The 26,172-nt window shown below is 38.2% G+C and carries 21 protein-coding genes and 5 tRNA genes; 17 read left to right on the plus strand and 9 right to left on the minus strand.

Annotated elements, in window-relative coordinates; translation table 11 throughout:
* Positions 1 to 81 precede the first annotated feature (81 nt).
* Positions 82 to 2,367 (minus strand): transketolase family protein, encoded by a 2,286-nt coding sequence (locus OTK01_RS01045; RefSeq protein ID WP_029228423.1) that lies wholly within the window; start codon positions 2,365 to 2,367, stop codon positions 82 to 84.
* Between the two features lie 336 nt (positions 2,368 to 2,703).
* Here OTK01_RS01045 and OTK01_RS01050 point away from each other — a divergent pair, with 336 nt between their 5' ends.
* Entirely contained in the window at positions 2,704 to 3,654 is a 951-nt protein-coding gene (locus tag OTK01_RS01050) for an AEC family transporter (RefSeq protein WP_029228422.1), read from the plus strand.
* Here OTK01_RS01050 and OTK01_RS01055 read toward each other — a convergent pair.
* Positions 3,647 to 4,879, minus strand: coding sequence for an MFS transporter (locus OTK01_RS01055; protein ID WP_029228421.1), 1,233 nt, complete (start codon positions 4,877 to 4,879; stop codon positions 3,647 to 3,649). The two genes, OTK01_RS01050 and OTK01_RS01055, sit on opposite strands and share 8 nt — an antisense overlap.
* 479 nt (positions 4,880 to 5,358) lie before the next feature.
* On the opposite strand from OTK01_RS01055, the gene glmM reads away from it, so the two are divergent.
* Entirely contained in the window at positions 5,359 to 6,708 is a 1,350-nt protein-coding gene (glmM, locus tag OTK01_RS01060) for a phosphoglucosamine mutase (RefSeq protein ID WP_029228420.1), read from the plus strand.
* A 277-nt stretch (positions 6,709 to 6,985) separates the two neighbouring features.
* Positions 6,986 to 8,821 (plus strand): glutamine--fructose-6-phosphate transaminase (isomerizing), encoded by a 1,836-nt coding sequence (gene glmS / locus OTK01_RS01065; protein ID WP_029228418.1) that lies wholly within the window; start codon positions 6,986 to 6,988, stop codon positions 8,819 to 8,821.
* Positions 8,822 to 8,842: 21 nt separating this feature from the next.
* On the opposite strand, the gene OTK01_RS01070 is transcribed toward glmS, so the two are convergent.
* Positions 8,843 to 9,076 (minus strand): hypothetical protein, encoded by a 234-nt coding sequence (locus OTK01_RS01070; protein ID WP_029228417.1) that lies wholly within the window; start codon positions 9,074 to 9,076, stop codon positions 8,843 to 8,845.
* Between the two features lie 45 nt (positions 9,077 to 9,121).
* The gene (locus OTK01_RS01075) at positions 9,122 to 10,357 is read right to left on the minus strand and encodes a DNA polymerase Y family protein (protein ID WP_029228416.1); all 1,236 of its coding nucleotides are present in this window, start codon (positions 10,355 to 10,357) and stop codon (positions 9,122 to 9,124) included.
* Between the two features lie 208 nt (positions 10,358 to 10,565).
* On the opposite strand from OTK01_RS01075, the gene OTK01_RS01080 reads away from it, so the two are divergent.
* The 5 genes from OTK01_RS01080 (at position 10,566) to OTK01_RS01100 (ending at position 15,341) form a co-directional block, all read left to right on the plus strand.
* Complete coding sequence (locus OTK01_RS01080; RefSeq protein ID WP_029228415.1) at positions 10,566 to 10,886, plus strand: hypothetical protein; 321 nt, start codon at positions 10,566 to 10,568, stop codon at positions 10,884 to 10,886.
* A gap of 206 nt (positions 10,887 to 11,092) precedes the next feature.
* The gene (locus OTK01_RS01085) at positions 11,093 to 11,755 is read left to right on the plus strand and encodes a Yip1 family protein (protein ID WP_029228414.1); all 663 of its coding nucleotides are present in this window, start codon (positions 11,093 to 11,095) and stop codon (positions 11,753 to 11,755) included.
* Between the two features lie 19 nt (positions 11,756 to 11,774).
* A complete protein-coding gene (locus tag OTK01_RS01090) occupies positions 11,775 to 13,421 on the plus strand; it encodes an HlyD family efflux transporter periplasmic adaptor subunit (protein ID WP_029228413.1) in 1,647 nt (548 codons plus the stop codon).
* 19 nt (positions 13,422 to 13,440) lie between these two features.
* Positions 13,441 to 14,628 carry an ABC transporter permease gene (locus OTK01_RS01095; protein ID WP_029228412.1) on the plus strand — a complete coding sequence of 396 codons (1,188 nt, stop codon included), beginning with the start codon at positions 13,441 to 13,443 and terminating at the stop codon, positions 14,626 to 14,628.
* A gap of 20 nt (positions 14,629 to 14,648) precedes the next feature.
* Positions 14,649 to 15,341 carry a SurA N-terminal domain-containing protein gene (locus OTK01_RS01100; protein ID WP_029228411.1) on the plus strand — a complete coding sequence of 231 codons (693 nt, stop codon included), beginning with the start codon at positions 14,649 to 14,651 and terminating at the stop codon, positions 15,339 to 15,341.
* A 78-nt stretch (positions 15,342 to 15,419) separates the two neighbouring features.
* On the opposite strand, the gene OTK01_RS01105 is transcribed toward OTK01_RS01100, so the two are convergent.
* Together OTK01_RS01105 and OTK01_RS01110 are read right to left on the minus strand one after the other, a co-directional pair.
* The gene (locus tag OTK01_RS01105; protein ID WP_029228410.1) at positions 15,420 to 16,670 is read right to left on the minus strand and encodes a SufB/SufD family protein; all 1,251 of its coding nucleotides are present in this window, start codon (positions 16,668 to 16,670) and stop codon (positions 15,420 to 15,422) included.
* A complete protein-coding gene (locus OTK01_RS01110; protein WP_013431495.1) occupies positions 16,649 to 17,389 on the minus strand; it encodes an ABC transporter ATP-binding protein in 741 nt (246 codons plus the stop codon). Before OTK01_RS01110 ends, OTK01_RS01105 begins: the two co-directional genes overlap by 22 nt.
* Positions 17,390 to 17,560: 171 nt before the next feature.
* Between OTK01_RS01110 and OTK01_RS01115 the strand changes: the two genes are divergently transcribed.
* Complete coding sequence (locus tag OTK01_RS01115) at positions 17,561 to 17,887, plus strand: cyclic-di-AMP receptor (RefSeq protein WP_029228409.1); 327 nt, start codon at positions 17,561 to 17,563, stop codon at positions 17,885 to 17,887.
* Position 17,888: 1 nt separating this feature from the next.
* On the plus strand, positions 17,889 to 18,818 hold the full coding sequence (locus OTK01_RS01120) for an NAD(P)/FAD-dependent oxidoreductase (protein WP_013431497.1): 930 nt from the start codon (positions 17,889 to 17,891) through the stop codon (positions 18,816 to 18,818).
* Between the two features lie 392 nt (positions 18,819 to 19,210).
* Here OTK01_RS01120 and OTK01_RS01125 read toward each other — a convergent pair whose 3' ends face one another.
* On the minus strand, positions 19,211 to 19,429 hold the full coding sequence (locus OTK01_RS01125) for an FmdB family zinc ribbon protein (RefSeq protein ID WP_029228408.1): 219 nt from the start codon (positions 19,427 to 19,429) through the stop codon (positions 19,211 to 19,213).
* Between the two features lie 249 nt (positions 19,430 to 19,678).
* Between OTK01_RS01125 and OTK01_RS01130 the strand changes: the two genes are divergently transcribed.
* Together OTK01_RS01130 and spoIVA are read left to right on the plus strand one after the other, a co-directional pair.
* Positions 19,679 to 20,398: an FTR1 family protein gene (locus OTK01_RS01130; RefSeq protein ID WP_029228407.1), complete on the plus strand. Its 720-nt coding sequence runs from the start codon at positions 19,679 to 19,681 to the stop codon at positions 20,396 to 20,398.
* 89 nt (positions 20,399 to 20,487) lie between these two features.
* On the plus strand, positions 20,488 to 21,963 hold the full coding sequence (gene spoIVA, locus OTK01_RS01135) for a stage IV sporulation protein A (RefSeq protein ID WP_029228406.1): 1,476 nt from the start codon (positions 20,488 to 20,490) through the stop codon (positions 21,961 to 21,963).
* A gap of 41 nt (positions 21,964 to 22,004) precedes the next feature.
* On the opposite strand, the gene OTK01_RS01140 is transcribed toward spoIVA, so the two are convergent.
* Together OTK01_RS01140 and OTK01_RS01145 are read right to left on the minus strand one after the other, a co-directional pair.
* Entirely contained in the window at positions 22,005 to 24,638 is a 2,634-nt protein-coding gene (locus OTK01_RS01140; RefSeq protein ID WP_029228405.1) for a phosphodiester glycosidase family protein, read from the minus strand.
* Between the two features lie 45 nt (positions 24,639 to 24,683).
* Positions 24,684 to 25,391 carry a tRNA 2-thiocytidine(32) synthetase TtcA gene (locus OTK01_RS01145; protein WP_013431504.1) on the minus strand — a complete coding sequence of 236 codons (708 nt, stop codon included), beginning with the start codon at positions 25,389 to 25,391 and terminating at the stop codon, positions 24,684 to 24,686.
* 152 nt (positions 25,392 to 25,543) lie between these two features.
* Here OTK01_RS01145 and OTK01_RS01150 point away from each other — a divergent pair.
* The 5 genes from OTK01_RS01150 (at position 25,544) to OTK01_RS01170 (ending at position 26,075) form a co-directional block, all read left to right on the plus strand.
* Positions 25,544 to 25,620 (plus strand) — tRNA-Pro (locus OTK01_RS01150).
* 87 nt (positions 25,621 to 25,707) lie between these two features.
* A tRNA-Tyr gene (locus OTK01_RS01155) sits at positions 25,708 to 25,792 on the plus strand.
* 17 nt (positions 25,793 to 25,809) lie between these two features.
* Positions 25,810 to 25,885 (plus strand) — tRNA-Thr (locus OTK01_RS01160).
* A 28-nt stretch (positions 25,886 to 25,913) separates the two neighbouring features.
* Positions 25,914 to 25,989, plus strand: a tRNA-Lys gene (locus OTK01_RS01165).
* 9 nt (positions 25,990 to 25,998) lie between these two features.
* Positions 25,999 to 26,075: transfer RNA gene (locus OTK01_RS01170), tRNA-Arg, on the plus strand.
* The last annotated feature ends 97 nt before the right edge of the window (positions 26,076 to 26,172 follow it).

The following is a 26,172-nucleotide window of genomic DNA, read 5'->3' on the forward strand; positions in this document are numbered from 1 at the left end:
AAAAAGAGCGGGAGGGAGAAGATTAAGATTTCTTCTCATCCCGCTCAAAATTTTTTCGCAGAAGCAAAATTTGCTGGGGGTTTATAAAATACTTTTTAGCTTTGCAAGTCTTTTTTCTCTGTCTCTCACAAACCTTTCAATGCCACTGTAAATGCTGTCGCAATCAAGGTGCGCTTCTTTTAATATCTCATCAACTGTTCCACCTGTTCGCCACTGATTATCCCAGTCGCTTGAAAGTGAGTACTCTTCAGACACTTTTGAAAATATCCAGTCATGCATGAGCTTTTTGCTCTCGTTTGTGATTACCATGGAGTCCATCCAGTCTTCAAGCGGCAGCACCTTATTTCTGTACTCATCTTCCTGCATCATGAAAAGTTCAAAGCTGGGTGCAGCAATTATCTTGAGGTTAAAATCTTTTCTAAGCTGTGGCAAAAGCTTTATTAAATTGTAAGTTGTGCTTGTACCCCTTACTATTATCGTTCCATCCTTTCTTCTATTCGGGTCAAAATCATTTATGATGTAAGCTCCTTTTGCAGCTTCAAAATGAGATGGAAAGCCAAGAGCGTTTCTATCCGGTATTTCAATTGGTGGTCTTGTAAGGTGCAATGCAATGTTGTTTATGTCAGTTGCAAGTGCAGCAGCAAGCAAAACCGGCACTTCATTGTGTTCCCACGGGTAAAGATTTATAATCTTTCCTTTCGGTAAAAGCTGCAAAACTCCAGGTTCAAAAATCCCAAAATGTGTCCTTGAATCTTCAGCAGTCTCTGGCCCAGAGTGACCGGCAACCCAGATAACTTTGCCAAACTTTATTGGAGAGTCTTGTGTCATCTGGGAGAAAAGCCTTATTGCACCGTATTTGAGATACATAAACGACCCATATGTTGATGTTATAGCCCAAAAACCGTTAAAATCTTCATATGGATTTTCGCTCAAATTTACAGTAGCTAAACCCGCACACACACCGGCGTTCAAAAACTCTGTGATTGCAGATGGCAAAATTGCTCCATTTCTATTTTTTTCTCTGTCATAAACTCCAAATCCGGCAAAGTCGTCTTTTCCAAGTCCAAATCCGTGAAGATTTGTAGACTCTGTAAGGTCGGCAGATGTTGCAATGATAAGAGGTCTTCCATACTTTCTGCCGATTACACCGTTTATATACATTCCCCATTTTGCTAAAGCTGCTCTGTTTGGAACATTTTCGCCCGGCTTTGCAAAAAGCCAGTCAGGATAGTTTTTGTAATCATAGATGGCTGGGTCTTTATATGGATTTTGGTTTAGAACAAATGTCGAAGGAGCATCTTTTGGCAGAGCTTCTGCAATCTCAACAAGCGTGTCTGTGATATACTTTAAAAGCTCTTCATCTGATGTAAGCACTCTGTTTATGATCTTAAGGTTTTCTTCCCATTGTTTTCTCTCTTCATCCGGGTTAGATGGTGCTGGTTTTCCAAAACCTACAAACTCAACTCCGTACTTTTCCATGAAAGGTTTTCTTGTCTCCCAGAAAATCTCTGAGTTTTTCTTGTGCGGCACACCGTGAGATTTGTTGTCATATACGCCATATTCATATCCTTTTTTGGTCTTAAACCACATGAGATTAGGAGTATTCTCATTTGCTTCTTCAACTGCTTTTTTGATTGTGCTATAGACATCCTGCCAGCTGTGACCATTCATTGTTCCATGAACCTTCCAGCCATGGGCAGAAAACCATTCATCAGGTGTGCCGTACACAACAGAAGAAAAAGGTCTGTCATCTATTCCAAAATCGTTCCAGTCCAAAAGCCAGAACAGGTTGCCAAGTCCGTATGCCCATGCACCGTTTTGAGACTCATGAGTAGCGCCGGCTGTCAGCGCACCTTCGCCTTCAATCAAGAACACCTTTACATTTTGAAGTCCCGCCTTTTTGAGCGCTAAAGCTTGCCCTACAGATGCAGGAAGGCCATGGGCAGAAGGGCCTGTGTTGAATTTCAAAAGCAGTGTCTTTCCGCTTGACTCAGCATGACCGGGTAAGCCTTTGTTGTGTCTAAAGGTTAATAAATCATAATATCTTACAAGTTTATCTTCATCAATTAAATATTTTGCATCTTTTGTTTGCCTATATATCTCATCAAAAGCATCGCCAATAACAGCAAATAGTGAGTAGATTATTGGTATGGTGTGCCCAGCAGAAAGAATTAGTCTGTCGTTGAACCTATATTCTGGTTTTCTAATATCATATGTCATCTTTTTTCCAAACAAAAGGCTGATTAACATATGAGCCTTTGAGTGAGAACCGCCAGGATGCCCGCTTTGCCTGTAATTCAGGGTAAAATCAAGATACTGATAGGTTATGTCTTTTATCTTTTCCCAGAGCTGAAATTCCTTTTCCATCTTAAACCTCCCACAAAATTGTTCATTATTTCTACACTTTGACCTTAATTATAACAGCAAAACGTAATAAATTAAAGTGGATTATTTTAAGTTTTAAGCGAAAATTTTAAGACAATTGTTTAACAAAATGTTGACATTTTGAACGAGTATATATTTGAAAACCATAAGAAATATTCAAAAATCCTAATACAGAATATTGGAGTTTTATTTAATTATGTTGACTTTTTAATCTTGAGCATTTACAATTAATATTGTCCACAAAATAAGATTTTTGATGGTATAATAGTTTGAAAACCGCACTATTTTTTGAGCGACTTTTTGAAGGGGGTTAAAATCTTGCTTCATTCATTTGTCAATGCCATTCAGGGAGTACTTGTGATTTTATTTGTTCTCATGCTTGGGTATTTTCTTGCAAAGTACAGGTGGTTTGACTCAAAAGTATCAGACCTTTTTGCAAAGGTTGTTGTAAATGTATCGCTGCCGCTTTATATGATAGCAAATCTCACCTCAACCTTTACAAAAAGTGAGCTTGAACATTCAGCACGAGGGCTTTTAATTCCATTTTTGTCAATTTTGCTTTCTTACAGCGTGGCTGTGATTCTTGCAAGGATTGCAAATGTAAAGATTCACAGGAGAGGCCTTTTTGCAGCAATATTCTCGCTTTCGAATTCAATTTTTGTGGGACTTCCTATGTCTCTTGCGCTTTTTGGAGATGTTGCAACACCTTATACACTGCTTTATTACATGGCAAATACTACAATATGGTGGACGTTAGGTGTCTATGGGATTATCAGGGATAACAGAGAAGAAAACCAGAATGTTTTGAGCATAGATACTGTAAAGCGTATATTTAACCCGCCTTTGATTGGGTTTTTGATAGGAGTTGTGCTTGTGCTTTTGCAGATAAAACTTCCAAAGTTTATATTTGACAGTTTTAAAATGGTAGGAGGGCTTACAACCCCCCTTTCCATCTTCTGTGTTGGAATAACAATGTATGAGATGGGATTTAAAAATTTCAAGTTGGACAAAGATAGCATTTTAGTATTTGCAGGCAGATTCCTTGTCACGCCTTTTATCACATGGCTTTTGGCTCATTTTATACCTGTTCCTAAACTTATGCGCGATGTGTTTATCATAATGTCTGCTATGCCTGTGATGGTAAATTCGGCTATAATTTCAAGGGTATATAATGGCGACTATGAATTTGCAACTGCTATGATTACATATTCCACCGTGTTTTCGGTTGTAATAATGCCGTTTTTGATGGTGCTGATTAAGATTATTTAGTTTTCTCACGATTCCTTTTCTTAAAGGTGGTGATAAAAACCATTGTGGTCAAAGCTATAGTAACCAGGCCGGATATATAAAACCCAGCCCAGGGAGAGATTTTTTGTGAAATTGTGCCTGTAAATAGATTGCCAATCGGTGTTGTTCCAGCATTGCAAAGAAAGTAGATACTCAAAACCCTTGCTCTGAAGTCATCGCTTGATGCAAGCTGCAAAAGAGCGTTTGCACTTGTATTAAAGCTTATTGCAAGAAGCCCTACAAGTACAAATAACATGCACGCAACTGTATAACTTTTGTTCAGACCCAGAAGAATGTAAACTATTGACACAGAAAGAATGAACTTGAAAAGAAGATTTAAATTAATCTTTTCTTTTTTTCTTATAGCTGTCAAAAATGCGCCCATCAATGAGCCAATTCCCATCGATGACATCAAAAGTCCAAAACCTGTTTCATTTCTGCCCAGCGCAAGTTTTGCGTACACAGGAATCAACACGTTAAAATTGAGTATGAATGTGCCCATGATTAAAACAAGCGATATTGCTCTCAGCAACACTTTGGTCTTATATACATACCTGAGCCCTTCCACCACCTCTGCAAAAACGCTTTTACCATTTTCCTCTTTCTGAGGTTCTTTGGCGTCAATCATAAATACGCCTATAATGACCGGCACAAAACTTATAGCATTTGCCAAAAAACACATTTCAATACCAACTGTTGAGATTACTAAACTTGCAATAACAGGGCCTATAATTCTTGCAAGGTTGAAAATCATAGAGTTAAGACCAACAGCGTTCGGCAGGTCATCTTTTCCAACAAGAGTTATCATGTAAGACTGCCTGGCAGGATTATCAAATGTTGTAACAAGACCTCTCATAAGAGCTAATATAACTAAGTGCCAGTACCGAACAACATGTGTGTATGTAATCAAAAACAAAAGAAAAGCAAAGAATAAAAGAAGGCTTTGAGTAATTAAAATTACCCTTTTTTTCTGCTTTCTGTCCAAGATTGCACCGGCAAAAAGGGAAAGAATCATAACAGGGACCTGTTCACATGCTGTGACAATACTAAGAAGCAGTGCTGAATTTGTAAGCTCTAAAGCCAGCCATTGCATTGCCATGTTCTGCATCCAAGAACCAATCACCGAGATAGCCTGGCCAAACCAGTAATACCTGTAGTTTCTGTGGCGCAGAGCTCTAAAAGGTCCTGATGTTAGAACAAGTTGCATTCTTTTCCACCTTCTTGTAGATATTGTGAGGAATATATTTGATTCTTGTGGATAAGGCTATCACGCTCCTTTTAATATTGAATTTTGATATAATACCTCTCAAGACTATTATAACATCTGAACTAATCACAATCAAATCAGCGTTTTGAAAATAGTTGATATGCACAAATTTAATTGGATATTGTGCACAAAGGTATGTTTTTTTGAAAAATATGAAGAATTCAATAGCAATATATGTAGAAATATTGTGTTATTATGTTGAATAGTTTTGTGTGAGAGATAGAATAAATGTAAAAGAAAATTTTAAGAAGCGAGGGAGAGTTTTTAATAACACACACTTTAACATTTATGGGGCATATGAGATTGCAAAGCTTGCAGCTTTTTTTGTCTTTAAAATAAATGTTCACATTGTTATTTTTCAAACATAGGTATATAATAGATAAAGTAATAAATCATTCTTCTGTGAAAGGGGGACGAGAATGGGAAGACTTTTTGGAACAGATGGTGTTAGAGGTATCGCAAATAAAGAACTTACATGTGAACTTGCGTTTGACTTAGGAAGAGCTGGGGCGTATGTGCTCACTGAAACTAAGCAAAAGCCCAAAATTTTGATTGGCAAGGACACAAGAATCTCATGCGATATGCTGGAGGCTGCCCTTTGTGCAGGACTTACCTCGGTAGGAGCAGATGTGTACTTAGCAGGAGTTGTCACAACACCTGCAATAGCTCACTTGGTAAAATCTCACGGGTTTGATGCAGGTGTGATGATATCTGCCTCACACAATCCTTATGAATTTAACGGTATCAAATTTTTTAATTCCCAGGGTTTTAAGCTTTCTGACCAGATTGAAGAAAAAATTGAAGACATTATTTTGAATAAGAAATGGGATGAGGTTCCACACGCTCAATTTGATGCGATAGGAAGGGTAAATAGAGTTGACCTTAAAAAAGACTATCAAGAATTCTTGAAGTCAACATTAAATGGTGCAAACTTCAAAGGGCTTAAAATTGTCATTGACTGTGCAAATGGTGCAGCATATAAAATAGCTCCAGAGGTTTTTGAAGATCTTGGAGCAGAGGTTGTGGTAATAAACAACCAGCCAGATGGTACAAACATTAACAAAAACTGCGGGTCTACTCATCTTAAAGCTTTGCAAGAGGAAGTTGTTAAAAACAAAGCTGACTTTGGCATTGCGTATGATGGTGATGCAGACAGAACGCTTTTTGTTGATGAAGTGGGCAGTATTGTTGATGGCGATAAAATAATGCTTCTTTTGGCACAAAACTTAAAACAACAGAGAAGGCTTAAGAACGACACCTTGGTTGTGACAGTCATGAGCAACATGGGGCTTTTTGTCGCGGCAAAAGAGTTTGGAATAGAGCTTGAAGTTACAAAAGTTGGTGACAGGTATGTTCTTGAAAAGATGCTTGAAGGCGGCTATAGTATTGGCGGCGAACAGTCAGGGCATATAATCCTTTTGGACTTTGCAACAACAGGCGACGGAATCTTAACAAGCCTTCAGCTGACAAAGCTAATTAAAGAAAGCGGAAAGAAGCTCTCTGAACTTGCAAAGATAATGAAGGTATATCCTCAGGTGCTTATAAACGCCAAGGTTGAAAATGGCAAAAAAGACCTTTATTCAAAAGACCCTGTAATTTTAGAGGCAATCAAAAAGGTTGAAGAAAAACTAAACGGCAAAGGAAGGATTTTGATAAGACCATCTGGCACAGAGCCTCTTGTGAGGGTCATGATTGAAGGGGAAGACTATGAAGAGATCAAAAAAGATGCAAGTTACATTGCAAGCTTGATTGAGTCAAGGCTTTCTTAAGAAAGATTTTCAAAAAAGCCTTTTACAAATGAGGCTTTTTTTCAGAAGCGCCAGGACCCTTGATAAGGATCAAGGGTTGACGAGGACTGGGGAGAATCGAGGTTTTCGGCGGATGCCCCAGCGGGGTTTGGTCTTTTTCCCTCGTAACTTTCTGCTACAAACCCCGGAAGGCAACTTCTGGGACAAAAGCAGGAAGAAAAAAGGCTTGTGTTTCGTGATTGCTATGGAAAAATAGCAGCTTGGAAATTAAATATAAAGCTCAAGGAGGACAAAAATAATGTGCGGAATTGTTGGCTATGTTGGCACAAAAAACTGTGTTCCTATTTTGCTCTCTGGACTTAAAAGACTTGAGTACAGAGGATACGACTCTGCCGGCGTGGCAGTTATCGATATAGATAAATCAAAGATTGACATAGTCAAGACAAAAGGAAGGCTTACCATTTTAGAAGAAAAGCTAAATCAAAATCCCATTGAAGGTTATGTTGGGATTGGTCATACAAGATGGGCAACACACGGAGAGCCGTCTGATGAGAATTCGCATCCGCATGTGAGTCAAAACGGCAAGATTGCAATTGTCCACAACGGAATCATAGAAAACTATTTGAAGCTGAAAGAATTTCTCATAAAAAAAGGCTACACCTTTGCATCAGATACAGACACAGAGGTTGTTGCTCATCTTATAGAATATTACTATGACGGTGACATTTTGGATGCATTTATAAAGACCCTTGAAAAGATCCAGGGATCATATGCGCTTGGCGTTCTTTGTCTTGACAGACCAGATATGTTACTTGCAGCAAGAAAAGACAGTCCCCTGATTGTCGGTTTAGGGCAGGGCGAAAACTTCATAGCATCAGACATCCCAGCTATATTGGAATATACAAGGGATACCTACATTCTTGAGGAAAACGAGATTGCCATTGTGACAAAAGATAAGGTAGAGATTGTCAATACAGAAAAAGAGCCTATTTCCAAAGAAGTATTTCATGTTACATGGGATGTAGCCAGCGCAGAAAAAGGCGGCTATGAACATTTCATGATAAAAGAGATAATGGAGCAGCCCAAGGCTATCAGGGATACCTTGACAGGAAGGCTTCCAGACGATGGTTTTGAAGTGAACCTTGATGGAATTAAGATTACCAAAGAAGATTTGCAAAGACTAAATAAAATATTTATTGTGGCATGCGGCACAGCATACCATGCAGGGATTGTCGGGAAACATGTCATTGAAAAGCTTACAAGAATTCCTGTTGAGGTTGACATTGCAAGTGAGTTTAGATACAGAGACCCAATTATAGATGAAAATACATTGACAATTGTGATTTCTCAGTCTGGGGAGACAATTGACACACTTGTTGCAATGAGAGAAGCAAAAGCAAAAGGTTCAAGAACGCTTGGGATTGTCAATGTTGTTGGGTCATCAATTGCAAGAGAGGTAGATGACTGTCTTTATACATGGGCAGGACCTGAGATTGCGGTTGCATCAACCAAGGCTTATACAACACAGCTAATATGCCTCTATCTTATTGCACTTGACTTTGCAACAAAGCTTGGAACAATTTCCTATGAAGAGTTTGCCAAGATCAGAGATGAAATAAAAAGACTTCCTGAAAAGGTTGAGTATGTACTGACACACAGGGAAAATATTCAAAAGTATGCGTCTGAGCATTTCAATGCAAAAGACATCTTCTATTTAGGAAGAGGCTTGGACTTTGCAGTTGCAATGGAAGGGTCTTTAAAACTCAAGGAAATTTCGTACATTCACTCAGAAGCATATGCAGCAGGTGAGCTAAAACACGGAACCATTGCCCTAATTGAAGATGGGACATTTGTAATTGCACTTGCAACCCAGGAAAAGCTTTTTGAAAAGATGGTGAGCAACATAAAAGAGGTAAAATCCCGTGGTGCTGTTGTTCTTTCTGTTGCGCAGGAAGGAAATACCGACATAGAAAATGTATCAGACCATGTTTTGTATATTCCAAGGACACTTGACATTTTAGCACCAGTTTTGACAGTTGTGCCTTTGCAGCTTTTTGCATACTACACAGCAGTCCAAAGAGGCTGCGATGTAGACAAACCAAGGAATTTAGCAAAGAGCGTGACTGTGGAGTGATTTGAAAGGATTTTTATCAAATTACCCCAATTCCACAAACCACCTATTCTCATCACAAAAAAGGTACAGCATTTTTGAGCGGACAAGGATTTTATATCTTATGCCTTGTCCGCCTACTTTTAAAGAGGCAGCAGGCCTTTTTTCTATGATCTTATCAATCTCATATGTTTTCCCATCAAGCCAGACAAACGAAATCGGAGTTATTTCTCCTTCCTTTGAAAAGTGAGCATAAACCTCTACAAATATTTTCCTCATTTTAAAAACCTCACCCTTTCATTTTTGTTTTGAAAAAGCAAAATTTTATTTAAAAAATGCAACAGGGTGGATTTTATTGTGCAAAGCAATCTCGCAAGGCAAATCTGGCTTTGTTAAAAGCACTGCGGGCAGTACTGACGTGTGCCCAAATCTTTTTCTTATTCTATCAATTGTTTTTTCAAGCTGTTCTAATTTGAATTTTTTCAAGCTGTCAAACTCAAGCTGGTAAAAAGAGTTTGCACAAACAAGATCTAAGCCTCTGACTCCAAGTGAACGGATATTACTTTTAAAGCTCCAATTTTTTTTGAATATCTCAAAAGCTTTTTGAGCTATCTCTCTTGCTAAAAAAGTGGGGGTTTGGAGTTTTTCCTGCCTTGTGATTGCAAAAAGAGAGTTATCTCTTATCCAAACTTGAATGGTAAAACATTTTAAACACTGCTGACGAAGCCTCTGCGCAACAGACTCAGAAAGCATTCGAATAACATATTCTGCGTCTTCATAGGAAGTCAAATCTCTCGGTAGCGTTATACTGTTGCCAATTCCTTTGATGTTGTCTTCAAAAAGTGGGGGAATAACTGGGGTTGTGTCAAGCCCGTTTGCAAATATCCAGAGCACCTCACCCCATTTGCCAAGGATTCTTTTAAGATATTCAGGTGAGCTTTTGGCTATATCACCTATTGTGTAAATTGCTCTTGAGCTTAACTTTTTTTCTGTTGCGCTACCGACATACAAAAGGTCTTTTGCAGGCAGTGGCCAGACAATTTGTTTAAAGTTTTCTTTTGTGATAACTGTTACAGCATCGGGCTTTTTATAGTCGCTTCCAAGCTTTGCAAACACCTTGTTAAAGGATACTCCAACAGATACCGTCAAACCAAGCTCACTTTTTATTCTTTCTTTGATTTCATAAGCAATCTTTCTGCCACTTCCTAAAATACCTGTAGATTGAGTTACATCAAGCCAACACTCATCAATCCCAAATGGTTCTATCAAATCTGTATACTCAGAGTATATTCTTTGTGCAAGTTTTGAAAAACGTATATAAAGAGGGAAATTGGGTTTTAGGATAACAAGGTTTGGACATTTTTTAAGTGCCTGCCATATAACTTCACCTGTTTGAATACCGTATGATTTTGCAATCTGTTTTTTTGCAAGAACTATCCCATGCCGAAGCTCACTTTCACCGCAAACAGCAACAGGCTTGTTTCTCAGCTCAGGACGATAAAGACACTCAACAGACGCATAGAAGTTATTAAGGTCACAGTGCAAAATCACCCTGCCCACTTTTTCTCACCTATAGAACATAAGTTTGTATATACATATTATATCACCGAAAATTTGTTTGGTAAATAGAAATATTAGGTAGAGATTCTGTGCTACTAAGAATTGATAAAAAGAAAAAGCTGAAATAATTATATTGTAATTGGCAACATATAATTGATATAATTAAAATGCAAAAGAAAATAATTAGTGGAAAAAAGGGGGATTATTTATGGCAAAGAAGTTATTGTTATTTTTATTAATAACCTTACTTAGTGTTACACTGGTTGTTGTTTTTGGAATAAAGTTATTTAGAACGTATCATTCAACTCCAGAAAAAGCCATTAAGTTTTACATCTCAATAAGAAATGGGCCTTGGGCTGCAAATAGAGTAACTATCACAGAAGGGAGCTATTATGACAAAAAATATGGGCAGCAGTATGTGGTTGAAGGATACAAAGATAGGCAGACAGGAATGGAAGTAAGGTTTTTCTATCTCAAAAAAAATGAAAATGGCTTGTGGGAAGTGACTTCAGCCGGGACAGGGCCATAAATAAAATCAAGGTAGGAGCAAATAAGGCAAGTTTAAATCCAAAATAATTCCTAAGTAGAGGCTATATTACAAAAATTTCTTGCCACAAACAAAAACTTAAAGTATAATATTTACAGTAAGTTTATGATTGCTCAGAGATGGAATTGGTGCGAGGGTGTAAGGTTTTTATTGTGTATCAAAAAAATCTCAAGGGGGAGCTTTGAAAGATGGAATACTTAAAACCTTCAAATCTTCTAAATCTTATCGTATCACCAACAAAAGTGTTTCGGAAGGTAAAAGAAAAGCCGGATTTCTTAATTTTAGTATTTTTGATACCGGTGATAGCAGCACTTACTACCTTGTTTATGCCAAAAGTGTCCGAAGAAGCTTTGTTAGAGTATGTGAAAAGAACAGTTGAAGACCCTCAAGTACAAGAGGCGACCTTAAAAACTTTAAAACTTACAAAATCGCCTATCTTTTTGGCAGGGACTGCGTTTGTAAATACCCTTATTTCGTTTTTTGTTGCTTCGTTTGTCTTGCTCATAATTGTAAGGCTTGCAGGCGGTGAGATTGACTACAAAAGAGCACTTACAATTGTAGCAGTTGCAAACCTTGTGATGATTCCATATTACATCTTCTATGTAATATATGCCAGGGTTACAAATTTAAACATTTTGGACATTCACATGGACTTCAAGTATTTTATAAGAACATACCTGCATGTGTTTGCTATCTGGCGGTATGTACTAATTGGTGTTGGAGTGTTTGCTGCCTGTGAACTTAACAAAGCAAAAAGTGCAATTGTTACAGCTGTCTATACTCTAATTACACTTATAATGCCAATTATTTCAATGTTTACACAAAACTTTATGAAGTTTGGTGGTAGATAGAAAAGGAGAGTATTTTCACATGCAAGATGCTGCAAAAGGTCTAAAAAACTGGCAAAAAGCAGTAATTATAGTTTTACTTATCTCAGTGGGCTTTATTTTAACATTTGTTTTAACAATGCCATCTGGAAGCAAAAAGAACATTTCATCTAAGCCAAAGACTGCAAAGGTACAAAAGATTTCTTTAAAGCAAACACTTTTGGTATCTGGTACTGTGCAAAGCAGCAGCACAAGAAATGTTATATCAAAGACAAATGGCACTTTAGAAAAAGTTTTTGTCAAAAACGGGCAGTATGTCAAAAAAGGCGATGTAATTGCCAAGGTAGATGAAACTCAGGCAGCTTATAAGATAGAGTCTTTGAAAAGACAGCTTTCAGAACTTGAACTTCAAAGGGAAAGTTTAGAAAGGCAGCTTCAAAACTTTACTTTAAAATCTCCGCAGGAGGGGTTTGTACAAAACCTTGCAACAAGTGAAGGTGTGCTTGTCAGTCAAGGAATGCAGATAATGACTATTGTTGACGACTCAAGGATGAAGCTTACTGTGCAGCTTCCTGCCTGGTGTTATGAAAAAGTAAAAAAGGGGCAGAAGGCAGAGGTTGTGGTATCTGACCTTATGGACAAGGTCGATGGTGTTGTTCAGAGCATCGGCAGCAAAATATACAAAAATCAGGATGGAGCAATGGTGTTTGATGCAAAGGTGGTAGTTTCAAACAAAAACGGAAGCTTGGCTGAAGGTATGAGGGCAAGTGTAAGCTTTCTGCTTTCAAACGGTGAGAAAGTAACATCGCTTAGCGAAGGCATTTTAGAAGTATTTTCAAAAAAGAGCATTGTAAGCCCTGTTTCTGGCAGAATAGAAAAGGTTTTTGTTGAAAATGGGCAGAAGGTAAAAACTGGTGATTTGCTTTTGAAATTTTCGGTAGATGATATTGAGATGCAGATAAAGCAGGTTGATTTGAAGATAGAAGATATAAAATCCCAGATAAAAGCAGCCGAAGAGGATTTGAAAAACTACAAAGTTTTAGCACCGATTGATGGCAAAATAGCTGATTTGAATCTGCAAGAAGGAGATGTAGTTGCACCTGGTCAGATGATATGTTCAGTGTATGACCCGAAACACCTTGTGCTAAGTGCTCAGGTGGAAGAGCTTGACATTTTGAAGGTAAAGCCAGGACAGAAGGTTAACATAAAGCTTGATGCAGTGGGAAGCACAAAAGATAAGCCCATAGAAGGGTATGTTACGGAAATTTCTGAAAAGGCTCAGCCAGAGGGCAGCAGCATCTCAAAGTTTGTTGTTAAGATAGAATTTGAAAATAACAATAGTATAAAAATTGGGATGCATGCGGAGGCAGAGATTATCTTAAAGTCCAAGAAAGCTGCACTGGTTGTGCCGGTTGAAGCAGTTCACAAAGAAGATGGAAAATATTATGTGTATGTTTATACACAACAAAAGTCTAAAACTTCTGAGAAAAACAAAGAACAAAAAACCAGTCAGAAAACAGACGAATACGGGCTTGACAGCTCTTACTATAAAGATTCTGAAAAAAGACAGGTCAAACTTGGCATGACAACTGAGAAGTACGCAGAAATCTTAGATGGTCTCAAAGAAGGCGAAGAAGTGGTACTTCCAAAGTTTGATAGTGAAAAACAGGGTCAAAGTCTTTTCTATTAAAAGGGGAAGATGTTGCGAAATGGAGAAATTTCTGCTTTCTTGCAAGATGGCAATCCAGAGCATTTTTCTAAACAGGCTGAGGTCATTTCTAACGCTTCTTGGTGTTGTCATAGGAGTTGGAGCGGTGGTTGCAGCTGTGGGGCTTGCTGAGGGCACCACAGCTGGTATTACAAAAGAGATAGAAAAGCTTGGTACAAACCTTGTGTATGTTCTTATAAATCCAGCTTCAAAGAGCGAAGATGTGTCGGTTGACGAATTTTTAGAGTTTGCAAGGAAAAATAACGATGTTATTTTAGGTGTGAGCCCCTTTGTCCAGTATCCTGCCGAAGCACTTTTCAGAGGTAAAAAAGAGGAGTGCCAGATTATTGGTGCAACAGCAGAGTACATGATGATAGAAAACCTTGCGCTTTCAAAAGGAAGGTTCATAAGTCCTGTAGACAGTGATTTTAGACAAAAGGTGGCAGTGATAGGTTCAAGGATACAAAAAAAGCTCTTTGATAGTCAAAATCCTGTGGAGCAAGAGATAAACGTAAATGGTCAGGTTTTCAAGGTGGTTGGAGTTTTAAAAGAAAAACAGGGCGGAAGGGACAACACGGTCGACGACAGCGTCATAGTGCCCTTATTTGCCTTAAACAGCATATCCACAGGCGAGCATGCGTTTGTAAAAAATTTTTTGGTGCGCACAGTTTCTGCTGATAAGAACAATGAAGTTAAAAAGAGAATAAAAGGGTATTTGAGCAATATTGTAAAAAAGGAAGAAAACTACTCAGTCTATGATATGTCTGAGCTTATGTCAACGCTCAATCAAATAACATATCTTTTGATGATAATACTTGGCGGTATTGCTACAATCTCTCTTGTAGTTGGTGGTATTGGAATTATGAATATTATGCTTGTGTCTGTAACAGAAAGAACAAGAGAGATTGGGATTAGAAAGGCAATTGGTGCAAAGAGAAGTGATATCAGAGTACAGTTTCTCATAGAGTCGATGGTCATAACAGGTGTTGGTGGCATAATTGGGATTTTGCTTGGATTTTTTATAATTGCAGTGGGGATTTCAAGAATTCCTGGAGTTGAGGCTGTGTATTCGCTAAAGTGGGCTTTTATGGCTTTTGGAATTTCAGTTTTGATAGGAGTTATTTTTGGGATGCTTCCAGCTGAAAAGGCAGCGCGTTTAAATCCTATTGAGGCGCTAAGATATGAATAAAGAGTTGGAGGCAGATAAAAATGAAAAGAAGTAAAATTTTGATTGCAGGGATATGTAGCCTGGCAGTTTTGATTGGCATTGTAGTAGTAGGGTGGTCTTTGGCGTCCAAAAAAGAGCTGCCAAAAGATGTTGTGGCAGTTGTAAATGGTCACAAGATTTACAAAAAGGATTTGGATATGGCATATAGTCTTGAAGAGCTAAGATATGAAAATGCAAAAGTATCCTTTGAAGAGCTAAAAAAGAAGTATGGAGCTGATGCGGCAAAAGAGCTTGAAGGAAGCTTGCGCAAAAAGACCAGGCAGGAGATATTAGACGAGATGATAGAATGGCTTGTTTTGTACGATGAGGCAAAGAAGGAAGGATGTGAAGTTTCACTTGATGAGGCAAAAGCTTACTATAATAAAACTCAAAAAATGATACAGGATGTTCTTTCTGGCAAGTTATCAACAGGTGAGATGAATAATACACAAAGAGCAATAGAGCTGATAAATTCTTTTGTAAAAAAACAGGGAATATCAGAAAAAGAGCATGAAGAAATGGTAATAAAAGAGTGTCAAATGCTACTTTCAATCCAAAAATACCTGCAAGAAAAAGAGAAACAATACAAGAATAAGCATCCTAATGCGACTTTAGTAGAGGTTGAAGATTATCTTAAAAGTTTGAGAGTTAATCTAAAAAAGAAGGCAGAGATTATAGTTAATAAGAACATCTAATAAATAAGAGCAAAAAATAATAGAGGCAAGGCAGCAAACTGGGAGACTCCCAATTTAAGAAGCCTTGCCTCTTTATTTTTACATATTCTCCTCCTGCGTCTGCAAAATAAGCTCCTGAATATAATTTTCAAGCTGTTTTGGAAGCCCAAGTATTTTTACATCCATAAACCCTTGGGTTATAAGAGATATCGCCTCGTCTTTTGAAAGTCCTCTGCTCATTAGGTATTCTATCTCTTCTTCGGCAATAGGACCGATTGCAGCTTCATGTGAAAGATGGCTTTGCGGTGCGCCTTGGGAAAGTAGCTCCGGTACAGCATACATCATGCCATCACTTGATAAAAGTATTCCGCGGCAGTCAAGGTGCGCTTTTGAGAGGTTCTGACGAGCCTCTAAAATTCCGCGCGAGTATATCTTTGCACTGTCCTTTACAATTGCTCTTGATATTGCCTGGCCGCTTGAGTTTTCACCTTCCAATATTATATGTGAGCCCATGTCAATCTCAGAGTCTTTTAGCCCATACAAAAGTGAGTTGAACGATGCAACCGAGTTTTTACCTTTCAAGATTGCAATGGGAAACGACTGTATGGATTTCACAGGTTTTAAAAGGACATAGTTTGAAACAAACACAGCATCATCCTCAACAACCGTCACCCCGCGGGGTCTGACATAAAAATCTTCTGCCCAGTTGTGAACCATTGTAAAGGTGAGCCTGCTTCCCTTTTCAAGGTAAAACTCAGAAATTCCAATGTGAAGCCCTTCCTTTACCTTTGGTGCTGTTGCACATCCGTTTATAATCTGAACCTCTGCACCTTCTTCCAAGATGACAATATTGTGCACGTTTTGTATCCTTGCATTTTCCTGCAAAAGCAAGCATGCCTGTATTGGCTTTTCAACCTTCTGTCCTTTGAACACTCTTATAAAATACCCGTGGGCAGGGTGTGTTGCAGAAAATGCTGTGTATTTGTCTCTGTCAGGTTTTACTGCTTTCCAGAAATACTTTTCGCAAACCTCTGGATACTTTTCCAAAGCTTCATTTATATCCAGAATCTCAAGCTGGCCCTGGTACCTTTGCTGGAGCCGTCTGTATACAACAGAGTGGTCAAGCTGCAAGAAACTTCCCGAGCGACCTTCTTCTGATACCTCTATTCCAGCATTTAGGATTGTCTTTTGAATCTCTTCTGGAAGTTTAGAGAGCTCTGAAATCTGGTCTTTTTCCTCTGCCTCTTCAAACTGGGAAAGGTCAATGTCTGTACCATAAGCTGCTTTTTTATTTAAAGCTGACTTTGCAAGCTCCAAAATCTTTTCATCTATATAGTGTCTTGCAGACAATTTTCACACCTCCCAAACCCGTTTTGTCTAATCTCTTCAAAGAGGTCTTCTGCAGAACCTGAGCATACAAGCTTTCCATCCATCAGAATGTGCCCTTTGTCTGCATTGACATACTCCAAAATATACCCGGTGTGTGTGACAATCAGGCCGGAGGTGTGTCGCTTCCTTACCTTTTCGCCTTTTAAAAGCTTTTTTATTACATTTCCCAAAAGGGTTATGTTGTCAAGGTCAACACCAGACTCTGGTTCATCTAAAAGCACAAGGCTTGGTTTTTGACACAAAAGCTGCAAAAGCTCGGATCTTTTCATCTCGCCGCCAGAAAAACCATAGTTTACTTCCCTTGATAGATGCTCCTCTAAATTTAAAATTCTTGCATACTCTTGTATGTCAGCATCGGTATTTCTTATAGACTTTATTATCTCAGAAAGTTTTTGAAGCTCAACGCCTCTTATTGCCGGTGGTTTTTGGAACATCATTCCAATCCCAAGCTTTGCTCTCTCATGCGTTGGCATGTATGTGATGTCGATGCCATTGAAAATTATCTTGCCTGACGTTATTTTGTATTTTGGAAGACCCATTATGCTCATCATGAGGGTTGTCTTTCCGCTTCCGTTCGGACCAAACAGAATGTGCGTCTCTCCATCCGGGATTGTGAGAGAGACGCCTTTTAAAATCTCTTTTGAGCCAACCTCAACGTGAAGGTCAATGATTTCAAGCATTTTTGCGACATCTCCTTGTCAAAATGGATTTGAAATCTTCTAACTTATTTATTATACCACCAAAATTGCATTTGCTAACAACAAAGATTTTACATAAAATTTAAATCAACTTAAGAAAATTGTGGTAAAATAATATCATAATTGATTTTTAAAAAGGGTGAATGTAAAAAAATGAAATTAATTTTGGCCATTGTATCAGAAGTGGATAAAAACAAGGTAAACCTTGCACTTATTGAAAATGGCGTCCCTGCAACAATTATCTATTCAACAGGCGGATTTTTGAACAGGGGCACTGTTACATTTATGATAGGTGCTGAAGATGACAAGCTTGACGAGGTAATTGATCTTATAAAAAAGAACGTGTCAGAAAGGAAAGAGGTTTCAAAATCTACTTTGCCAGCTGCTCTGCAGAGTCTGTTTTTTGTGAGCAAACAAAAGATTGAACAGGGCGGAGCGGTGATTTTTGTTTTGGACATTGAAAACTTCTTGAAAGTTTGAAATGATAGTTTTAAAATATACCCTGTATGGGTATAATAATATAGGGGTGAAGTTAAGGATGATTTATGATTGTGCGGTGATTGGGGCAGGACCAGCAGGGCTATCTGCTGCTATAAATCTTGCTCAGACAAACAGAAGTGTTGTTGTGTTTACAACAAAAGAAGAAGATTCGAGTATCTACAGGGCACCTGAAGTGAACAACTATCTTGGGTTTCATGGTGTGTCCGGAAAAGAGCTTTTGCAGGCGTTTTATGATCATGCCAAAAAGATGGGTATTGAGATTGTGCACAAGAAGGTTATAAACTTCTACAAATCAGGTGACATTTTTACCATAAACGCAAACAACGAATTTTATGAGGCGTATTCTGTCATTTTAGCAATTGGCACACCAAAGAAGACTTTGTTGGAAAATGAAGCTGAGTTTGTAGGTCGGGGAATTTCTTACTGTGCTGTTTGTGATGGGATGCTGTACAAGGGAAGAACCATCGCGGTTATTGGAGAAGCTATTGAAGCTGAAGAAGAGGCTGAGTACTTGTCTGAGCTTGCAAAAAAACTGTACTATGTTCCACTTTATAAGAAGAATGAGTTTCATTTCAAAGACAATGTTGAGGTTATTTTGTCACGCCCAAAAAGTGTGTATGGGGAAGACTTTGTAAATGCATTAGAGCTTGAAGACAGAATATTGAATGTTGATGGAATATTTATAATAAGAAAGACAATGCCAGCAGACCAGCTAATTTACGGGCTTGAATTTACAGAAGACGGACACATAAAAGTTGACAGCAAGATGCAAACATCAATTGAAGGGCTTTTTGCAGCAGGAGACTGTACAGGACGTCCTTATCAGGTTGCAAAGGCTGTCGGTGAGGGTCAGATTGCCGGGCTTTCAGCCTCAACGTATGTGAAGATGGTAAAAGAAAAGCAAAAGTAAAAAGGACTGATTCGGCGTTTGCCGATGAGGTCCTTTTTATCTTTTTATTCCCAGTACAACAGGCTAAAAAACATATTTGCAAGCTTTGCCTGCTCTTCAAGAATGTTTTGAGGTGTTGTACCAAAACAAATAGGCACAATTTCTCTTGACTCCAAAGTTCACAAATCTGTAATTAGCTCAAACACCTTTGCAATCTTGTATCTGAATTCATCTTGTGCACAACTATTTTCAAAGCTTTTGCAAAAGTTCTGGTAGCTTTCACAAAATATCCTATACATTGTACCTCACCTTGAAGATTTGCAGGTTTTAAAAACTATTATACACTAGTTGATAAAGAAATAAAAAAAATAAAAGGGCAGCTGAAAATTGCAATATTTCAAGCCGCCCTCTTATTAAAACCCACAAGACCCGCCGCAGCATCCGCTTGAGCATGAATATCCGCCGCTGTCTGAACGCGAAGATGAGATTATATTGACGCTTTTGAAAACTGCCTCAAGCTCATGACTGTGGCAGTTTGGACATTCAATCTCTTTGTTTTCCCTCTCTTTAATAGATGCTCTAACATTGAACTCCTCACCGCATTCTTTGCATCTCAAATCATAGAATGGCATACCCATCACTCCTTTTATTTTGTTTGCTAAATATATTATAGCTTCTAATCCGGCAAAGGTCAATATACATATTAGGGGTATAAGGTAATATTTCTTCACGATCAATTAAATTTACAAAAGTCCGCAGATAGATAATAGGATAACAAATAATAACCAAGTATTTATATAGAAATACTTGACATTCTCATCACATTGCTTTATAATTGAAAATGAAAATCAATTTCAAAAACACAGAAAGGAGTTTTTGGTATGGTTCAGGGATTTGTAATTGCTTTTAGAGAGGTTTTTGAGATAATTCTTGTAGTTGCTGTGATGATTGGGGTTATTCAAAAGCTTAACCAAAAGGATTTACTAAAGAGTTTGAATATTGGGCTGGTATTAGGGATTGTTTTGAGTGCATTGCTTGGTATTATTGTATTTGCCTTTTATGAGAGCTTGGAAGAGTCCTTTGAGGGAGTTGAGATAGCATTAAAAGCTTTACTGGTGATTCTTATTACATGGTTTTTAGTTTTAGCTATTAAATATCAGAAAAGAGATTTAAAACAGCAGACTTATGAAAAGGTTGTTAATTTCCAAAAATATTCATATGGAATTTTTCTCCTATCTCTTGTAAATGTTCTGCGAGAAGGAGCGGAACTAGTAATATTTTCATTGGCTTCATTTTCCAAGGATAAATCCTTAACTTTATTCTACGGGATTGGTTTGGGGATATTTGCAGCTGTGCTTTTGGGCTACTTTGTATTTAAGCTTTCTAATAGAATAAATATAAGACTCTTTTTCATTGCCACAGCATTAATCTTGGTGATTGTTTCGTCTGAAGTTTTAAAAGACTTGGTTGAAGAGATTCTTAAAGAAGGGTTAAAAACTCAAAATGAGGTTATTCCTACTGCTCTGAGCTTTGTATATATTTTGGTATTCTTAGTCTTGATGGTAAGGTCAAATATCATTTCAAGGCAGAAAACAGAGTAAAGGTTAAATCTTGTAATATTTCCCCCGCAACAAAAATATATTTTTACTGACAAGTCCATTTGAAATTGCATAGGGGGAAAGATGTTTTGATGGATGCTGATATCTACAGAGAAATAGCCAAAAGGACAAACGGTGACATTTACATTGGTGTGGTTGGACCTGTCAGAACAGGAAAGTCCACCTTCATAAAAAGATTCATGGACCTTTTTGTAATTCCAAACATTGAAGATGAGTATAAAAAAGAGAGAACAAAGGATGAACTTCCGCAAAGTGCGCAGGGCAAAACCATAATGACAACAGAACCCAAGTTTGTTCCTAATGAAGCTGTTGAGATAGTGCTATCAAGTGGTGCAAGGCTGAAGGTACGGCTTGTTGACTGCGTTGGATACCTTGTTGAAGGTGCAATGGGACACTTGGAAGAAAACCATCCGCGCATGGTCACAACACCGTGGTTTGAAAAGCCAATCCCGTTTGAAGAGGCAGCAGAGATTGGCACTAAAAAGGTCATCCAGGACCACTCAACGATTGGGATAGTTATCACAACAGATGGCACAATTACTGATATACCACGAGAAAACTACATAAAGGCAGAAGAGAGAGTGATTGAAGAATTAAAACAAATCAACAAACCATTTGTGATTGTTCTCAACACCGCAAAACCCTACTCACCCGACACACAAGAGCTCAAAAAAGATCTTGAAGAGAAGTACAAAATGCCAGTTTTGATTGTCAACTGTCTTCAGATGCAGATTGAGGATGTAAAGAGGATTTTAGAGACAGTACTGTTTGAGTTTCCTATTGTTGAAGTAAAGATTAACCTGCCCAGATGGTTTGACGAGCTGGAAGATGAGTCGTGGCTCAAAAAAGAGATTTATGAAAAGATAAAAGAATATGCAGAAAAACTTAACAAAATCAGAGATATAACAGACCAGCTTGAAGTTTTAAAACAACATCCCCAGATTGACAGGTGTGAGGTTGTAGGAATAAATTTGGGAGATGGGAAGAGCGAGCTTTCAATTTACTTCAAAGAAGGGCTTTTGTTCAAGATCATTGAAGAGGCAACCGGGTTTGAAATAAAAGGCGAGCATCATCTTGTAAGACTTCTTTGCGATCTTTCGCAAATAAAGAAAGAGTATGATAAGCTAAAAGATGCTCTTAATGAAGCAAAAGAAAAGGGATACGGTATTGTTGCACCTGCTTTGGATGAGCTCAAGCTTGAAACACCTGAAATAGTAAAAAGAGGAAACAGCTTTGGTGTAAGACTCAAGGCCTCTGCACCATCTTTGCACATCATAAGAGTGGAAGTTGAGACAGAGGTGTCACCAATTGTTGGAACAGAGAAACAGAGCGAAGAACTTGTGAACTTTTTGATGAAAGAGTTTGAAGACGACCCAAAAAAGATTTGGGAGTCAAACATATTCGGAAAATCGCTTCATGAGCTTGTAAAAGAAGGGCTTCAAAATAAGCTTCTAAGGGTTCCAGAAGATAGCCAAGAAAAGCTCAGAGAGACTTTGCAGAGGATTATAAACGAAGGAAGTGGAGGGCTTATTTGCATAATCCTTTAAAACAAAAAGGTCCAAACGCTTTGTCTGGACCTTTTTGTGTTTTAATACCCTCTTGCAAGATAAATATACCCTTTTTCAACATCACATGCAAGGTTTATACTTTTTGTGCTTGATTTTGAAAGTAAATTATTTGATGATGCATATCCGATGTAAAGAGTATCGTATCTTTCTACACGGGTGTAATCGCTTGTGGGGCAGATGATCATTGAAGGTGCTTTTCTTGATTTTGAAAGTCTTATGAGTATATCCTTTTCATGTTGCCTGAGACTTTCAAAGGGGATGTCCAAAACAACAATCAGTGGTTTTTTCTCAGCTGATAGATTTTTAATCCTAATCCACTGATAGAACGAAAAGTCCAAAATTGAACCACTTTTGGTTCTTAAAAATACTATGTTGAACTTTTCATTCTTTTCGTATGGTGGGTTGTCCTTTTCAAGACTGTAGCATTTCAAATAGCTGCCAAGATTTGACTCTACCTTTTTCTTAATATCACTTGGCAAACTTTCAAAACTCTTTGTCAGGAAAATTACAGATGATTTTGCAAGCTTCTCATCAAACTTTGCAACATACTGATTTATACTTTCAACAGGTGGTGTATTTACAATATCGCCTGTGAGATTGTCAATCCAGATGTAGCCTTGCGTCTTTTGCGGAATGAGAAGAATATAGTCTAAGGTTTTGTAACTCTCTACATTTAAGGAATAGCTTTTGAAATTGTCGCTTTTAAGCTGCGCAATCTCAACCTCTTTTTGCGTGCCATTTAGCATTTTAAAGCCAAGGTAGACTTTGACGTTTTTTGCACAAAGGTCAAATGAAATTTTACTTATATTTGTAAGATCAACAGGAGTTTTAAAATCAAGCTTGAAACTTTTGCCTTTTATTGAAGAGATGCTAAAGTATATCTTGTTTGAATATTTTCCCTGTGTCTTGTTCTTAGATGAAAGAAACATCGAAACACCTTTTGGCCAGCTCAAGGCAAAGTAGTCAAACGACCTTAGAAGCTGTGTAGTTTGACCTATCCCAACGGGTATACTGCATTTTAAATCTTTGTAAGTAAATGTTATAAAGCCTCGGAAGTCAGATTTTGCTCTAAAAACTCCGTCTTTGAACTCAAAAGCTGGATTTTCTTCTACTTGAACTTTTCTTGGGTCTATCTCTTTAAAGTGACCAACCTTATCTTTTATATAAAACCTCAGCGCTGCAGACTCACCGGGCAAAAGATTAATCTGCTTTTTGCTTGTGGTCAAAATCTCTGGCTTGTACACCGAAATCTTTTTTTGTGCAAAAGCTTTTTGGTACACATCTTCATACACACAAGATATTGTAACAACACCATCTTTGTAAGGAGTAAATATGCCATCTTTTATGTCTATCTCATAAGCATCCTGGTACACCTTCAAATATACAGCATCGTATGTGATTGTGTTGTAGAACCTGTCCTTTGCAAAAACCTTTATAGGATACTCTTCGCCTGCAAAAATCTTGTCAGGACAGTCTATATAAAATGTGGCAATTTTATCATCTCTGTATTTGTAAAAAGCTGCTATGCTGTCAAATACCTTTCTGGTCTCACCTGTGTTGTAAAAGGCTTTGAGGTTTCCATCGTTGTCCTTTGCAATAAGCTGTGTGGAATACCCGCCATCAAGGTTTATGGCTGTCCACACTCCAATTGACTGCAAAAACATTGCAAGCTCACCTTGTGATAGGCCAATGCTCTTTCCATTTCGGCCGTCAACTGCAACAAGATAGAGGTATCGACCGGTTTTGTCAATGCCAATTGCAGAGCGCGGATGCCTTCCTGCAATCTCATGTGTAAAAGTTAGTATTTTGCCATCTTTTAACAAAAAGGTATTACCGGATGCCGCAGCTTTTATTCTCTCAAGTGGAATGGAAAGGTCTATCTTTAAACTTACTTTGTCGCCTACTTTGAAGTTTGTTTTTAGGTTTTTTGCATAGTTTCCTGTTGCTGCTAAAAGATATTCATCCTTATCCAAGGCTACAGCTGGAGCTTCTTCTCTGATATCCGTGATGATACCATCTTTTATGATGATCTCCACAATTCCCTTGTACTTGTTTCCGATGGTTTTTCGAACATAGTCGCCTGTGAACAAAATAGGGTATGTCAAATCGCCTGTGAACTTGTTTATGTGTGCAATCTTGAATTCATAGCCAGAATCTATATTTACAAGCTTGTATGAAAGACCGTTTATATAGTCAAAAAGAATTTCATTTGAGTTTGTGTACACAAAAGCCGGGAAGGTATTTTGCTTATTATTTGGTGAAGATAGAATCTTGCCACCTGATACAGAAATTCCAATTGGCCAGATTTTATTGTAGTCTGTCTTAGTGTTTGTGTAAAAGAAGTTTGCGTTTATTGCGGCAACGGGATTTTTGTCGATTTGGTTGTAGACCATGTTATAGACAAAATCACCGGTGTTTGCAACGCTTGACTTTAGCACATCAAAGTCAAATCCGCCATCTATAAGGTCAAGCTTTATGCAGTTTATATCCACAAACCCCTCATCTGTCAAAAGTTCGTATTTTTCATAATACGTGCGAGGAGCAATCTGCTGTGTTGTTTTAAATCTCAAGATTTCTGTATACGGCTTTGCAAATGCTGATAGAACGAGCGACAAAATTGTCGCAAATGACACAAAGCTTAAAAACTTTTTCATCTTCATGCTTGCCTCCAGTCTTTTGTTATGAAAAATCGCAAGAGTTTAGTCTTTTAACCCCCATATATTTCTCTTTATAGCATTAAAGACCAAATCCTTGGTTGCAGGGTGAAACTGTTTTAAGCTTTTTACAAACTCTTTCATTCTTTGCCTGTTAGTTTTTCCATTTGCAGGGCATGGATTTGTGATTACAGGAAGTTCGAGCTTTTTTGCAGCAGACCTCAGGTCATGCTCTTTTAAATAAATCATGGGTCTTATCGTTGTTATCTGGGTTCTGTCAAGGTATGTCTTTGGCGAAAAACAGTAGATTCTTCCTTCAAAAAACAAGCTCAGGAAAAATGTTTCAACCACATCATCTAAGTGATGTCCGAGCGCAACCTTGTTGCAACCCAGACTTTTTGCTGTGGAGTTGAGTATTCCACGGCGAAGGTTTGCGCAAAGCGAGCAAGGGTTTTCTTCTTTTCTGATATCAAACACAATCTGTTTTATTTGCGATGGAACAAGATGAAATTCAACATCTATTTTATCACAAAATTCTTTGATTGGCAAAAAATCCATTCCTTCAAATCCCATATCAACTGTGATGGCAACAACATCAAACTTTTTGGGGTAAAATCGTCTCATAAAGCTCAAAGTGTAGAGCATGGTAAGACTATCTTTTCCGGCAGACACACCAACCGCAATTTTGTCGCCATCTTCTATCATCTCAAAATCTTCTACCGCTTTTCTGACTTTGCTAAAGATATGCTGCATTTTCTTTCTTCCTCCAAATACTATTATTTTGATTTACATTGTAGGCATTATTAATTATACCATGCATAGCACAGAACAAAGAAGTTAAAAATTTCCTGTGTTTAACCTCTTGACGAAAACAAAAAATGATGTTATCATATAAATGCTGATGGCGGGGTGTAGCTCAGCTTGGTAGAGCACGTGGTTTGGGACCATGGGGCCGGAGGTTCAAGTCCTCTCACCCCGACCATGAGAAGAAAATAGGTATTGACAAAGAAGAGTAGTGTGTGCTAAAATACAGAAGCGTCGGTTTTGAAGTTGTCTGGAAGTTAAACATGGAGGGGTACCCAAGTGGTCAAAGGGGGCAGACTGTAAATCTGTTGCCGCAGGCTTCGTTGGTTCGAATCCAACCCCCTCCACCATCTTGAGAAAAAATGGTGCTGGCGTAGCTCAATCGGTAGAGCAGCCGACTTGTAATCGGCAGGTTGCGGGTTCGAGTCCCATCGCCAGCTCCATTTAATTTAATAAAGCTAAATAAGAGGTGCGCCATTAGCTCAGTTGGTAGAGCAGCTGACTCTTAATCAGCGGGTCTGGGGTTCGAGTCCCTAATGGCGCACCATTTAAATGCGCGCCCATAGCTCAGCTGGATAGAGCAACGGACTTCTAATCCGTAGGTCAGGGGTTCGAATCCTCTTGGGCGCGCCATTTGTTTTCAAGGGATTTGAGACTTGGAATAATATTACAAATTCATTTTTTACAGCTACCCTACAGCTACCCGAGAAACTGTAAAAAATTAGGGTAA

The sequence above is a fragment of the Caldicellulosiruptor acetigenus genome (assembly GCF_026914305.1).
GTDB lineage: Bacteria > Bacillota > Thermoanaerobacteria > Caldicellulosiruptorales > Caldicellulosiruptoraceae > Caldicellulosiruptor > Caldicellulosiruptor acetigenus.